We start from the raw sequence: 14,028 nt of genomic DNA, 5'->3' as shown, positions 1-14,028 counted from the left end.
ATGTAATTTTTTTTTTCAAAAAAAATTCATTTTATATGCAACTTTTTAGGGTTTCGGTTGTCTATTAGGTAATCAATCGAAAAACGAACAGTGATGAAACTACTTAAAATGAGTCTCCTTTTTCTTGTATCAGGAGTTACCTTTTCAAGTTTTGGACAAGATGAATCTGACGAATACCTAGAGTTCAACGACCGCAATAATGTGGTGCATGGGGTTTATTTGGGACTTGACCTTGGCGCCGGAGAGATAGATGGCGAACCTTCTTTTACCGGCGGATTAAAAGTTGCCTATGTGGCCAACCAACAATTTGAGGTTGGTTTTGCAGGTACCTTTCTTTATTCAGAACAGGATGTATTTAACAATAGTCTTTCTCGCAACGAAGATTTAATAGGAGCTTACGGAGGTCTTCATCTAGAGCCTATTTTTTTTAGCAAAAAGCGCGTAAACCTTTCATTTCCACTATTGGTAGGTGCCGGTGGTGTAGGCTATATTGAAAATAACTTTCATGACGAAGATTATGAAGAAGAACTTACCGAAGACGATTTTGATGTAGTCTTCGTGGCCGAACCAGGAATAAGTGCTCTCTTTAATGTCTCCCGCTATCTGCAATTGGAAGCAGGTGTAAAATACAGATTTTCCAGTAGAATAGAACTTCCCCCAACACGTACTACCCGCATAAACGGCTTCTCTGCCGGACTAGGAATAAAGGTGGGCATTTTTAACATGGGTAGAAACCGCTATAAAAAGAACATCCAATGAAAGCAACGAACAAAGGAATTTGCGCACATTGTCATGACGTAATCGAAACACAGCACGTATTCAGTGAAAACAATCAAGTGTTTCTTAAGAACAATTTCACCAGTAATTCCACAGTGGAAGTAGAGTGGTCTCCCATCAACTTTCAGTGGATTCCCGTGGTGCAGCTACAAGAGCGTTTAACTCACGCCTAAAACAGTACAATTCATCAACCTGCTTTGCTATAGAGCAAGCTTAAAATCAATCAAAAATGAAAACAAGAACGATGTTCATCGCCATGGCTATGGTATGCCTAATTTTAACCTCCTGTGATTATGATCACATAAAAGCTTCAGGTGAAATCACCACCAAAGATTTGACAATTTCCGATTATGATCAATTAAAAGTTTCCAATGCCTTTGATGTCTACGTTACTTTTTCGGATGAAGAAGAACAGATTAGAATTGAAGCGAATGAAAATCTACACGAACGTATTGTAGTGGCCCGAGAAGGAGACGAGCTTATCATTAAGTTAAAAAAGTATACAACGGTTGCCGGCAACCCTACTTTGAAAGCATTTGTAACCGCTAAGAACATTTCGGAATTTGACCTTTCAGGGGCGGCAAGTGTAACCCTTGAAAACCCTTGGGACATTGCAAGAGCAAAGATAGAACTTTCAAGAGCTTCGGATATAACCGGCGAAATTATAGCGGACTATCTTGATGTTGATATGGGTGGAGCTTCTGAGGCCGATGTTTATGGGCAGGTAAAATCTTTCCATGCAGACCTCTCCGGAAGTAGTGATTTACGGGATTACGATCTTGAAGTTGAACGACTTGATATTGACCTCTCCGGAGCAAGTGAAGCTTTTCTTACCGCAACGGAATCAATAAACGTGGAAGCTACAGGAGCAAGTACTTTAAACTATAAAGGTACCGCTGTCATTAACCACGAACGCATAAAGGGGGCTTCGCAATTAAAAAACAGGAACAAGTAAAACGACTATTTGTGTCGCTTTACCAGTTCTGCTTCTATGTCTTTTAAGGTAAAACCTTTTGCCTGAAGTAACATTAGGTAGTGAAAAAGCAAATCGGCACTTTCATATAAAAAGAGGTCATCGTTATCATCCATGGCCTCTATTACAGTTTCCACCGCTTCCTCCCCTACCTTTTGGGCTATTTTGTTAATGCCTTTTTCAAATAAAGAGGCAACGTATGATTTACTCGAATCCGAAGCCTCACGACGCTGTTTAATAACTTCTTCCAGCTGAGAGAAAAAACCAAAGTTTGAGGTATTTTCTCCATTCCAACACGTATCGGAACCGGTGTGACATGTTGGCCCTATGGGTTTAACGGAAATCAACAACGTATCATTATCACAATCATTCTTGATATCAAGAAGCTCAAGAAAGTTTCCGCTCTCCTCTCCCTTGGTCCATAAACGCTTTTTTGTACGGCTATAGAAGGTTACCTTTTTGGTCTCTTGCGTTTTATCAAAAGCCTCTTGGTTCATATAACCTAACATCAACACATTCTTAGTTACTGCATCTTGAATTATAGCAGGTACTAGTCCGTCTTCGTTTTTAATAAAATCTATTTTCATTCTGTTTGTTTTAAGCAAGGGCAAAATTTACCGCGGCGTACGCATGTTCCAAAGTAGTATCTATTACCGCAATATCACAGTCCTTTTGCTGTACCAACATCGGTATTTCGGTACATCCCAAAATTACGCCTTCTGCGCCTTCTTTTTTGGCCTTGCCAATAATATCTAAATATTTATTTTTTGATTCTTCGCTAATGATTCCTTTAGCGAGCTCATTATAAATTACACCATGAACCGTATCTCTGTCTTCTGCTGAAGGAATCAATACCTCTATACCAAACTTATTCTTCAAGATGTCTTTATAGAAATCCAGCTCCATGGTATACTTGGTTCCCAATAGCAGTACTTTTTTACACCCTTTAGATGTAACGGCTTCTCCTGCAACTTCGGCAATATGTAATACCGGTATTTCTATTTTCTCTTCTATTTTAGGGACACTCAGATGCATGGTATTGGCACAGATCAAAAGTATTTCTGCTCCCGCATTTTGTAATCCCAGGGCTATATCGGACATCTTTTCGTGCAACGAATCCCAATCGCCTTTACCTTGTTTATCCGATATTTCAGAAAAATTGACGGACTCAGTAATGCAGCTACAGGAATTTTTATCGCCTAAAAGCTCCGCTACCTTGGTATTTAACAACTCGTAATACAATTGGGTAGATTGCCAAGTAATCCCCCCTATAAGTCCAATTTTTTTCATCACTTTAAATTTTTATCAGCCAAAAATTTTATAACCGAACCGGAATACCGTTTTCCTTTAATTCTTCTTTTAAATCTTTAATACCGATTTCCTTAAAATGAAAAACACTGGCTGCAAGGGCCGCATCAGCTTTACCCTCCACAAAGGTATCCGTAAAATGCTGCATATTACCTGCGCCTCCGGATGCAATTATAGGAATGTTCAATTCCGTACTTAGTTTACTCAAAGCTTGGTTGGCAAAGCCATCTTTGGTACCGTCATGGTCCATTGATGTAAATAGAATTTCACCTGCACCACGTTCCTCAACTTCTTTGGCCCATTCAAACAATTTACGTTCAGTTGGAACCTTTCCGCCTACCAAATGAACAATCCATTCGCCTTCAATCTGTTTAGCATCAATGGCGACCACAATACACTGCGAGCCAAATTTTGCAACCAAGTCATTGATCAATTGCGGATTTTTTACCGCTGATGAATTAATAGATACTTTATCCGCGCCATTCTGCAATAGAATATCAACATCTTCAACCGAAGAAATTCCACCACCTACAGTAAACGGAATATTAACCTTTTCCGCCACACGGTATACCAAATCTGCCAAGGTCTTACGTTTTTGCTCCGTGGCCGATATATCTAAGAAAACAAGCTCATCGGCTCCTTCCCTACTGTAAATTTCGGCCAGTTCAACTGGGTCTCCGGCATCACGTAAATCAACAAAGTTTACGCCCTTTACCGTTCTACCATCTTTTATATCCAAACAAGGAACTATTCGTTTTGCTAACATATTTTAAAATTTGAACTTTGAAAAGGATTTCAAAAACCTCTACTCCTCCGTTCATTAGTTTACTCCCTTTAAGATTAACCTCTTATTTGCAGGATAAAATCCTCTAACTGCTTTAAGCTGATTCTATTTTCATAAATAGCTTTACCAATGATTGTTCCCTCACAACCCATTTCGGCAAGTCTTGGCAGTTCATCAAAAGTTGATATTCCGCCACTTGCAATCAATTTTAGGCCTTGGGTAACATTTCCACCAACTTCGCTCATATTAACCTTACATTCTTCCAAAATCTTTTTATATAAGTCGAAAGAAGGACCTTCTAGCATACCGTCTTTGGAAATATCCGTACAGATTACATAAGCGATTCCCTTTTCTTGATACTCGGAAATAAACGGAATCAATTCTTCCGTAGATTCTTCCTGCCAGCCTGAAACCGCTACTTTTTCATCCTTGGCATCGGCACCTAAAATAATTTTTTCGGCACCATAGGTCTGAATCCAGCCTGAAAAGGTTTCCTTATCCTTAACGGCAATGCTCCCTCCGGTTATCTGATTGGCACCACTCTCAAACGCAATACGCAAATCATCATCGGATTTGAGTCCGCCTCCAAAATCTATATTCAACATAGTTCCACAAGCTATTTGTTCCAAAATTTTATGGTTTACAATATGCTTGCTCTTAGCGCCGTCTAAATCTACTAAATGTAAATATTGAATACCATGTGCCTCAAAGGCCTTGGCTACCTCTAACGGATTCTCATTGTATATTTTTTTGGTGTCGTAATCTCCTTTTGAAAGACGTACACACTTACCATCTATGATATCTATTGCGGGTATTATTCTCATATTTTTTTTATAAAAGGGATTAAGTAGTTAGTAGTTAGTAGTTAGTAAAATCTATAAATTTCAGTTTAATTATAAGAATCTCTAAACTCATTAATCAATACGATTAAGAAAATTCTCCAGAATCTTTTCGCCTACACCACTACTTTTTTCCGGGTGAAATTGGGTGCCGTAAAAATTATCCTTGGCCAACGCAGCGCTGTATTTTAGTCCGTATTCAGATTGTGCAATGGTTTCTTCACATAATGGCGCATAAAAACTGTGTACCAAATAAATGTGCTCTTTGTCATCTATTCCTTTGAAAAGCCCTGACTTTAAATTTGTTATCTGGTTCCAACCAATCTGCGGCACTTTAACCCCGTTATTGAACTTTACCACATCTACATCAAAAATACCTAAGCCGGTGGTGTTGCCTTCTTCCGAAGAATGACACATGAGCTGCATTCCCAAACAGATACCTAAAACAGGTTGTTTTAAATTTGGAACTATCTTATCAAGACCACTTTCCCTCAATTTTGTCATGGCACTACTGGCCTCTCCTACACCGGGAAAAATAACTTTATCAGCAGATTGAATCTCCTCTACATCACTACTCAGAACAGCTTCGTAGCCCAAACGCTTAATAGCGAATTTGATGCTCTGAATATTTCCTGCACCGTAATTTATAATTACTATTTTCATTTATTTAGCATTGAATATCAAGTAATGAGAACAAAGCAATTATTGACAACTTAATACTTTGCAATCAGTACTCGCTACTATTTTTATAGAACTCCTTTTGTACTTGGTAGCACCATTTTTTCAACATCACGTTTTACGGCCATTTTTATTGCTTTTGCAAACGCTTTGAATATGGCTTCGATTTTATGATGCTCATTGGTTCCTTCTGCCTTTACGTTTAAATTGGCCTTTGCACCGTCCGTAAAAGATTTAAAGAAATGATAGAACATTTCCGTTGGCATATCGCCTACCATTTCACGTTTAAAATCGGCATCCCAAACCAACCAGTTGCGACCACCAAAATCTATGGCTACCTGAGCAAGACAATCATCCATCGGCAGACAAAAGCCGTAACGCTCAATGCCCATTTTAGAACCCAAGGCAGTATGAAATACTTCTCCAAGGGTAATTGCGGTATCTTCAATTGTATGATGCTCGTCTACCTCTAAATCCCCATCTACCTTTATCTCCAAATCCATTTGACCATGACGAGCCAATTGGTCCAACATATGATCAAAGAAAGACAAGCCCGTTTTTATATCGCTCTTACCCGTTCCGTCTAGGTTTAGGTTAATGTAAATGTCGGTTTCATTGGTCTTTCTATGCGTTTCCGATGCTCTCTCCTCCAATTTCAAGAACTCATATATCTTCTCCCAATCATTACTTTCCAAAGCAATGACAGAATCCAGTTCATCACGCTTTACCGTAATTTCACCCGTACCCAAATTGGTTTCATCATTTATAAAAATACCTTTTGAACCTAGGTTTTTGGCCAGCTCAATATCCGTTAACCGATCACCGATTACGAATGAGTTTTTTAAATCATAATCCTCGGAAAAATATTCCGTCAACAAACCCGTACCCGGTTTCCTGGTATTGGCGTTTTCATGTGGAAACGTGCGATCCAAAAAGACCTTGTCAAAAACGACTCCTTCGTTTTCAAAAGACTTCAAGATGAAATTATGGACCGGCCAAAACGTATCTTCTGGAAAAACATCCGTTCCCAAGCCGTCTTGGTTGGTGATCATGACCAATTCATAATCTAATTCTTTGGCTATTTTACCTAAAAACGTAAATGCCTTAGGATAGAAAATCATTTTTTCAAATGCATCTATCTGCTCATCTACAGTTTCTTTTATAATTGTACCGTCTCTATCTATAAATAAAACTTTCTTCGCCATGGTATGAGTTTCTTGAGCTATTGGTTTAGGTTAGCTTTTTTAATACTTCTATTAATTTTTTGTTTTCGGTTGGTGTACCCACTGTAAACCGCAATGTGTTTTCGCACAATGGCTGCGTTGTTCTGTTCCGTACAACCACACCTTCCTTCAACAGTTGATTGTATCTTTTGGTGGCATCATCTACTTTTGCGAGCACAAAATTGGCGTCGGAAGTATAGATTTGCTTCACATAATACACTTCATGTAACGCTTTAAGTAATTGCTCTCTTTCGCTTAAAATATTGGATATTTCACTTTTGACCGCGTTTGTATCCAGGACCCTTTGGAGCGCCTTCTGTTGCGTTAGCTCATTGACATTATAAGGCGGTTTAATTTTATTCACTGCCGCTATAACTTCTTTAGAAGCAATACAGATTCCTAAGCGAATTCCGGCCATACCGTACGCCTTAGAAAGCGTTTGCGTCACCACTAGATTGGGGAATTCAGATAATCTTGTCACCCAACTTTCGCTTCCCGAAAAATCAATATACGCTTCATCAATTACAACCAGACCATTGAACTTATTCAATAAATCCACCATGATTTCTTCTTTGAAAACATTACCGGTAGGATTGTTAGGCGAACATAGGAACAACAGTTTGGAGTGCTCATTTGCAGCATTCAAAATAGCCTCTACATCTGGCTGAAAATCATCTGTTAACAAAACTTCTCTGTTCTCTACCGTATTTATTCCGGACAGCACTTTGTACATGCCATAAGTGGGAGGCAAGGAAATAATGTTATCTATTTTAGGCTCGCAGAAAGTTCTGAAAATCAAGTCCAGTACTTCATCGCTTCCGTTTCCTAAAAGGATATTCTCCACAGCAATACCCTTCTGTTCCGCCAATACCGATTTTAAACCTCTTTGTTGCGGATCCGGATATCTGTTTACCCCGTTTTCAAACGGATTTTCATTGGCATCTAGAAACACCATATCCGAGCCATCCGAAACATACTCGTCACGAGCGGAACTATACGGACTCAAGCCTTTTACGTTTTCCCGAATCAGGTTTTGTATATTGAATTTTTCTTTCATTTTATAAATCTCTATCCAAAATAGATAATCTTACTTAAAATTATTTTCATAATCCAACTTTATCAATGGATAAAATATTATTAATAATACTAACGCATTCAGTACGTAGTTCAACCATATCATTTTAGAGTAAATTATAGGAATTAAATCCATTATAAAATATAAGGCCAAACAAACCCCAAAAATCATTAATCCAAAAAACAATGATATCAACACATTGACTAAACTAAAATCTCTAGTCCTAAACGATTTGACTAGAAATATCACTACAACCAAAATAAAATACCACGAGGATGATAAAAAATTCAAGACCTTATGAGTACTTGATTTTATATAATTCTCCTGAGCCTGACTTGTATTTTTTCTTAATTTTAACTCTCCAATTTTTTCAAAAATATCTTTACGATACAGAATATCGTGCCTCAGAGCCAGTAAACCCTCTCGAACCTCATTAGAAATATCGTTATCATTTAAAACTAAATTGACCTCTTTAATCTGATTAATTTTCTTGTCACTGTTGTAATAAAAGGAAAATCCAAAAATGTTGTTTAACAGTAATATGAGTATCAAGACCATTACGGAAAAAAACAACTTTGTTAAAATTTTTTCATCCTTATTGACTAAAAACGAAAAGAACGTCTTAATTGAATTGTCCATATACCATTTATTAAAAAACTACCTATTCATCCTTTAAACTGTTGAGTCTTAGCGTTACCGCATTTTTGTGGGCTTGAAGTCCTTCTGCTTCCGCCATGATTTCAATTGCATTGCCAATTTCCTGTATACCCGATTCACTTATTTTCTGAAACGTCATACTCTTCATAAAACTATCTAAATTAACACCACTATATTGCTTGGCGTAACCGTTGGTAGGTAAAGTATGATTGGTTCCAGAAGCGTAATCTCCCGCACTTTCCGGTGTATAGTTACCGATAAATACAGAACCGGCATTCTTGATATTATCAATAAAGAAATCCTCGTTTTCTACACAAACAATATAATGCTCGGGACCGTATTCATTGATTAAATCGTTTGCCGCTTGGTCGTCCGCAACATAAATCAATTTGCTATTGGCAATGGCTTTTTCGGCAATATCTTTTCTAGGTAGTTCCTGCAGTTGTTTTTCCACTTCCTTCTCTACAGCATCAATCATGTTTTTTGAAGTCGAAACCAAAATAACCTGGCTATCTACACCATGCTCCGCTTGACTCAACAAATCCGAAGCAACAAATGCTGGATTGGCAGAATCGTCCGCCAAAACCAAAAGCTCACTAGGTCCTGCAGGCATATCTATTGAAATTCCGTATTTCGTTGCAATCTGTTTGGCAACCGTTACATATTGGTTACCCGGACCAAATATTTTGTACACTCCGGGAATGCTCTCCGTACCAAATGTCATAGCGGCAATTGCTTGGATGCCGCCCACCTTAAAGACTTTCTTGACCCCACATAAATTAGCGGTGTATAGAATAGCCGGATTGATTTTACCTTCTTTATTTGGTGGAGAACACAACACTAATTCTTCACAACCTGCGATGGTAGCGGGCACAGCGAGCATCAGAATTGTGGAAAACAAAGGTGCCGTACCACCGGGAATGTAAAGTCCCACTTTTTGAATAGGTCTTTTTTCTTGCCAACATTGTACCCCATTTGCAGTTTGTACCGAAACCTTTGTGGTTTTTTGTGCCTTGTGAAATACTTCAATATTATTTTGAGCAAGTTGAATGGCTTTCTTTAGCTCTTCCGATACCAGTTTAGAAGCTTCTTGGGTTTCTTCTTCCGAAACTACTAAATCTTCTAAAAGTACACCGTCAAACTTCTGAGTGTATTTCTTTAAAGTGCTATCCCCACTGCTTTGCACTTCTTTAAAAACGTCTTCAACCGTCTGTTCAATATCCGCTACGGTCTGCGTTGGACGTTTTAAAACAGTGCTCCACTCTGCCCTATCCGGATTGTATATTTTGTTCATTTTCTTTACTCTAAATTCTTAATCATATGGTATCCTAAAGGCTCAAAACCATGACGTTTCCAAAACTTTACTCCTTTTTCGTTATGCAAGTAGCAATTCAGCTCCAAGCTGGCACAATCCATACTTTTGCCGTATTCCGAAAGCCAATCCATCATTAACCTACCAACTCCTCTACTACGATATACTTCACTTACAAATACATTGTCCAGCTCCAAGTGTTTGCCCTTATAGAACTTTTGTAAAAGCCATATACCACAGCAGGCAATCAACTTTTGTTTATCATAGACTCCCAGACATTGGTATCCGCCCATAGCCAACATATCCTTTAAACGACTTTTCAGTATTTCCTCGGAAAGTTTACCTTGATTCAATTCAAAAATCAAAGGCAGAACAGATTCCATTTTATCATACGGAATCAACTCTAAATTTAAATCGCCCGTCATACCGGAAAATTAAAGTACCATCTTTTCAATTGGACAAACCAAAATACCTTCTGCACCGGCTTGTTTCAACTCATCTATTACATCCCAAAACTTATCTTTATTAATTACCGTATGAACCGAGCTCCAACCTTCTTCTGCCAATGGTAAAACTGTTGGGCTTCTCATTCCTGGCAACAACTCCAATACTTTATCCAACTTATCATTAGGTGCATTCAGTAATACGTATTTAGATTGGCGTGCCTGAAGAACAGACTTTATCCTAAACTGAAGCTTTTTTAGAATTTCCTTTCTTTCTTCGTCAATATTAGGTGACACGGCCAAAACAGCTTCACTGGTAAGCATGATTTCTACCTCTTTAAGGTTATTCTTAAAAAGGGTACTTCCACTGGAAACGATATCACAAATACCATCTGCAAGACCAATGTTTGGGGCAATTTCCACAGAACCATTGATAATATGCAAATCTGCTTTCACCCCTTTTCCTTCTAAATATTTTTGAACTGTATTAGGGTAAGAAGTAGCTATACGCTTTCCTTCAAAATCCTGAACGGATTTGTACTTTACCGATTTAGGTACCGCCAAAGACACTTTACATTTTGAGAAACCTAGTTTTTCGGCTATGCCAATATCCTCTCCTTTTTCTATGAGTACATTTTCCCCTATGATAGCAATATCAACTACACCATCTCTTAAGTACTGGGGAATATCACCATTACGAAGGTAAAATACCTCTAGGGGAAAGTTTCTTGACGAGGCCTTTAGCTGGTCTTTTCCATTATCGATAGACACTCCACAATCCTTTAATATCTGAAGGGAATCTTCGTTTAACCGACCTGATTTTTGAATTGCAATCCTAATTTTTGTCATTTTCTTTTTTATTGTGTTCAAGCCATCAAAAGAGCTCTAAAAATAAAACCCGCTTGATTGCTCAAACGGGTTTTTAAATATGTTGCACTACTACAATACATTCCTACCTCGCCTGAGCGTGAATATGGAAATGATGATGTGTAGTTCTGTTTTTCATTATGAGGTAAAAGTAAAATCTATTTTTCAATTCTCAAAAGAATAGTTCCAAAATAAACAAAAACAATGCAACTACCTTTTACTTAACACAGATTAGTTATTCCCTAAGATTAAGGGCAGCCCTGATTCTCCGCCCCCAACAACAATTACTTTTGCATTAGGAGACTTAGACAATTCTAATGTGGCATCTATACCTTTATCCTGTAAAATCTTGTCCGTTAACGAAGCACTTAAAATTCTGTTGGCATCCGCCTTACCTTGCGCTTCAATTGTTACCTTTTCCGCTTCTTTTTGAGCCGTAACCAATCTAAATTCGTATTCCAAGGACTCTTGCTCTTGCTTTAATTTACGCTCAATAGCATCTTTAATAGTGGGCGGTAAAGTAACATCTCTTACCAATATTTCATTCAACTGAATATATTGCCCGGAAACAATTTTTTGAGTTTCATCAAAGATTTCCTGTTGAATGGCATCTCTCTTACTGGAATATAATTGCTCAGGTGTATAGCGCCCTACTACAGAACGCGCGGCCGAACGTATCGTAGGCAACAAAACTCTCTGTACGTAAGCCTCACCCTTTTCTTGATGCAACTTACCCAAATCACCACGGATAGGCTCAAACCAAGCAGACGCTTCTAGTTTAATATCCAAACCATTACTGGACAATACGTTCATTTTTTCAAGAACCTCTTGCTGTCTTACTTCATAAATAAAAACCTTGTTCCATGGCGCTACAATATGAAAACCTTCACCTAAAGGCGCCTCATCCGTTACTACACCACCACCAAAAGTTTTATAGAGCACACCCGCCTCACCGGAACCTATGGTGACCGCAGATTTTGAAATTAAAATAATAATAAAAATAAAAGCGAATATTACTGGTAAAGCAATCTTAGGTAATTTGTCCATTTATTGTAATTTATATTAGTCCGTTATATTTTCTTAAAAACCATTCTGCAGCAAGGGCAATAACCATAAGCCCTAACAGCAGTCCGAAATCTATCAAAGATACAACATTTTGCTTGTTTTTCCGGGTTGGAAGAAACCTATCGTCTCCTAACAAATCTTGTATTAAATCTTGGTTTTGATTGGGATAAAACAGGCTTCCGCCAGTGTTCTGGGCCAAACGTTGTAGTTTTTCATAGTTAGTAGACAAAAACTGTTTTTCGACATCAAAATCAAGTATGGTAAAACTTCCCGACTTTGATAGATTTTCTTTTTTAACCGAAACCGTAAAATCATACTTACCAGCCGATAAATTACTTAAATCTGCTTCATAATAATTACCACGCAACAACATAGGAATCTCGGAAGTAATTTTGGTCTCAGAATTTTTAAGCTTTAGAAGCATTTCCGCATTGGCATCAAACACAAAAGTTTTATCAAAATAAGTTGCGGAAATTCTGGCGTCACCACTTCCCGTATATGTATTTTCATAGTCCAAGGTTAGTCGCTCTCGCGATTTATTACTGGCCAAATACAACGTTAGCTTCCCAATTAAATCATCAAAATTCTTAAAACTCTGTTCATTTCGGTAGTTCTGCATGCGCCATTTCCAGATATGTTCTCCAAAAAGTACTGCATCTCTCTTTTTTCCTTCTTCAAAAACAGCCAATAAAGGCTGGTTCAAATCAACTCCTTTGATACGCTGTGTTAGCAAAATATCGTTTTTCCCATGTAATACGATGTCTCCCAAACTACTTTGAAGAGGTGGGAAATCTTCCACGGAAAAATCTGCTATATTAAAAAGTCCAAAACCGGAGTTGGTAACCGCAAAAACCTCCTCGGTTTGATTGTAGCTGTTCTTTGTAAAACTTTTTTGTGCCCCATTTAGAAAATTCCAATCGGTTTTAGGTCCTGTAATGGTAAACGTATTTGCCTTTGTATTTTCGATATAATCAAAAACGCCTTTAAAATTTGGGCCAGGTTGATATAAGATAAAAAGGTCTACCCCTTCAAACTTCTTTAAATCGTCCGTAGGACTCAAGATAGAAACCGACCGTTGACCGTTACTTTCTATGGATTTTTTAAGCGCTCCAATATCTGGGTGCATAACAGTAGAGACCAAAGCTATTTTTGTTTTTTCATCAATAACCTCTACTACCACTTCCCTAGTATTGTTGGCCGTATTCCTTTCATTTTCCAGGTTTCCTATGGTAACCTTAAGATTTTTGGTTCCCACGGAATTTGCATTCAACAATGTGTTGATTACTTCACTGGAATTGATACTGGAAAATGAAACGTTTTGTCTAAAAACCGATTTCCCATTTAATGCAATACGAACCGGAACCGTGACATCTCGTTTTCCTGAATAGGACACATAAATTTGAACCGGGTATTTATTCTTGAGAAAAGCATATCGGTTCGTGTTAACCTGAGATATGGCAAGGTCTTCATAACGGGTAGTATCACCAACCGCTATAGGGTATATGGGTAATTGCCTGCCACTACTATTAAAATCATAATCTTGACCCAACGTTTGGTTACCATCCGTAAGTAAAACAACAGCAGAATTTGTAGTGGCATATATGTCTTTTAAGGCGGACAGAGCCTGCGAAATATTCGTATTCTTTTCTTGGAACGAAAGACTATCCCCTTCCTTTAAAAAGCTGCCAAAATTATAGGTATCCACCACAAAGCGTTTTTGAACAGCTCCACTCTGTTTAAGATTTTCTATAGTTTGATGTACTTCTTCTTTTGCCGTGGCTACCGAAGAAGAATTATCGGCCAAAACTATAAGGTTAGCTTTCTCCGTTGTGTATTCGTTTTTTGTGAACTTGGGATTTATAAGCAGTAGAAAACCGCAGAAATACGTAATAAAGCGTAAAAAAGATAACGCAATGCTTAGCTTACCCCTAAGTTTGTTTTTATAGTAATACTGAAATAACACCAGCGCCAACGAGACTATTACGGCTAAGATTATAAGAAGAATCGTCTGGGTATTCATTAAGGAA

General features: G+C 38.0%; 15 protein-coding genes. 3 read left to right on the top strand and 12 right to left on the bottom strand.

Translation table 11 applies throughout. The annotated features are described in order from the left end of the window. Positions 1-93: 93 nt before the first annotated feature. From SJY45_RS03050 to SJY45_RS03040, 3 genes are read left to right on the top strand one after another with little or no spacing between them, the layout of a single operon-like run. The gene (locus tag SJY45_RS03050; RefSeq protein WP_215911932.1) at positions 94-759 is read left to right on the top strand and encodes a hypothetical protein; all 666 of its coding nucleotides are present in this window, start codon (positions 94-96) and stop codon (positions 757-759) included. Continuing rightward, the gene (locus tag SJY45_RS03045; protein ID WP_215442118.1) at positions 756-950 is read left to right on the top strand and encodes a hypothetical protein; all 195 of its coding nucleotides are present in this window, start codon (positions 756-758) and stop codon (positions 948-950) included. Before SJY45_RS03050 ends, SJY45_RS03045 begins: the two co-directional genes overlap by 4 nt. Positions 951-1,006: 56 nt before the next feature. Next, complete coding sequence (locus SJY45_RS03040; RefSeq protein ID WP_400073217.1) at positions 1,007-1,732, top strand: head GIN domain-containing protein; 726 nt, start codon at positions 1,007-1,009, stop codon at positions 1,730-1,732. Between the two features lie 5 nt (positions 1,733-1,737). On the opposite strand, the gene hisIE is transcribed toward SJY45_RS03040, so the two are convergent. The 12 genes from hisIE to SJY45_RS02980 form a co-directional block, all read right to left on the bottom strand. Next, the gene (gene hisIE / locus SJY45_RS03035) at positions 1,738-2,337 is read right to left on the bottom strand and encodes a bifunctional phosphoribosyl-AMP cyclohydrolase/phosphoribosyl-ATP diphosphatase HisIE (protein WP_400073216.1); all 600 of its coding nucleotides are present in this window, start codon (positions 2,335-2,337) and stop codon (positions 1,738-1,740) included. A 10-nt stretch (positions 2,338-2,347) separates the two neighbouring features. Then, positions 2,348-3,040 (bottom strand): aspartate/glutamate racemase family protein, encoded by a 693-nt coding sequence (locus SJY45_RS03030; protein WP_400073215.1) that lies wholly within the window; start codon positions 3,038-3,040, stop codon positions 2,348-2,350. 28 nt (positions 3,041-3,068) lie between these two features. Further along, positions 3,069-3,824 carry an imidazole glycerol phosphate synthase subunit HisF gene (gene hisF, locus SJY45_RS03025; RefSeq protein ID WP_400073214.1) on the bottom strand — a complete coding sequence of 252 codons (756 nt, stop codon included), beginning with the start codon at positions 3,822-3,824 and terminating at the stop codon, positions 3,069-3,071. 74 nt (positions 3,825-3,898) lie between these two features. Further along, on the bottom strand, positions 3,899-4,666 hold the full coding sequence (gene hisA, locus SJY45_RS03020; protein ID WP_215911928.1) for a 1-(5-phosphoribosyl)-5-[(5-phosphoribosylamino)methylideneamino]imidazole-4-carboxamide isomerase: 768 nt from the start codon (positions 4,664-4,666) through the stop codon (positions 3,899-3,901). 90 nt (positions 4,667-4,756) lie between these two features. Beyond that, positions 4,757-5,344: an imidazole glycerol phosphate synthase subunit HisH gene (hisH, locus tag SJY45_RS03015; protein WP_215911927.1), complete on the bottom strand. Its 588-nt coding sequence runs from the start codon at positions 5,342-5,344 to the stop codon at positions 4,757-4,759. 83 nt (positions 5,345-5,427) lie between these two features. Further along, on the bottom strand, positions 5,428-6,564 hold the full coding sequence (gene hisB, locus SJY45_RS03010) for a bifunctional histidinol-phosphatase/imidazoleglycerol-phosphate dehydratase HisB (protein WP_400073213.1): 1,137 nt from the start codon (positions 6,562-6,564) through the stop codon (positions 5,428-5,430). Positions 6,565-6,589: 25 nt separating this feature from the next. Then, positions 6,590-7,639, bottom strand: coding sequence for a histidinol-phosphate transaminase (gene hisC / locus SJY45_RS03005; protein ID WP_400073212.1), 1,050 nt, complete (start codon positions 7,637-7,639; stop codon positions 6,590-6,592). Between the two features lie 679 nt (positions 7,640-8,318). Next, a complete protein-coding gene (gene hisD / locus SJY45_RS03000; RefSeq protein WP_400073211.1) occupies positions 8,319-9,608 on the bottom strand; it encodes a histidinol dehydrogenase in 1,290 nt (429 codons plus the stop codon). A gap of 5 nt (positions 9,609-9,613) precedes the next feature. Further along, a complete protein-coding gene (locus SJY45_RS02995; protein WP_400073210.1) occupies positions 9,614-10,051 on the bottom strand; it encodes a GNAT family N-acetyltransferase in 438 nt (145 codons plus the stop codon). A 9-nt stretch (positions 10,052-10,060) separates the two neighbouring features. Next, complete coding sequence (gene hisG / locus SJY45_RS02990; RefSeq protein ID WP_215912128.1) at positions 10,061-10,918, bottom strand: ATP phosphoribosyltransferase; 858 nt, start codon at positions 10,916-10,918, stop codon at positions 10,061-10,063. A gap of 249 nt (positions 10,919-11,167) precedes the next feature. After that, on the bottom strand, positions 11,168-11,983 hold the full coding sequence (locus tag SJY45_RS02985; protein ID WP_215442107.1) for a prohibitin family protein: 816 nt from the start codon (positions 11,981-11,983) through the stop codon (positions 11,168-11,170). Positions 11,984-11,993: 10 nt separating this feature from the next. Beyond that, the gene (locus tag SJY45_RS02980) at positions 11,994-14,021 is read right to left on the bottom strand and encodes a VWA domain-containing protein (protein ID WP_400073209.1); all 2,028 of its coding nucleotides are present in this window, start codon (positions 14,019-14,021) and stop codon (positions 11,994-11,996) included. Positions 14,022-14,028: the final 7 nt, after the last annotated feature.

Origin of the sequence: Zobellia russellii (genome assembly GCF_044597075.1) — a bacterium.
GTDB lineage: Bacteria > Bacteroidota > Bacteroidia > Flavobacteriales > Flavobacteriaceae > Zobellia > Zobellia russellii.
This window is presented reverse-complemented; position numbering and strand designations above follow the sequence as displayed.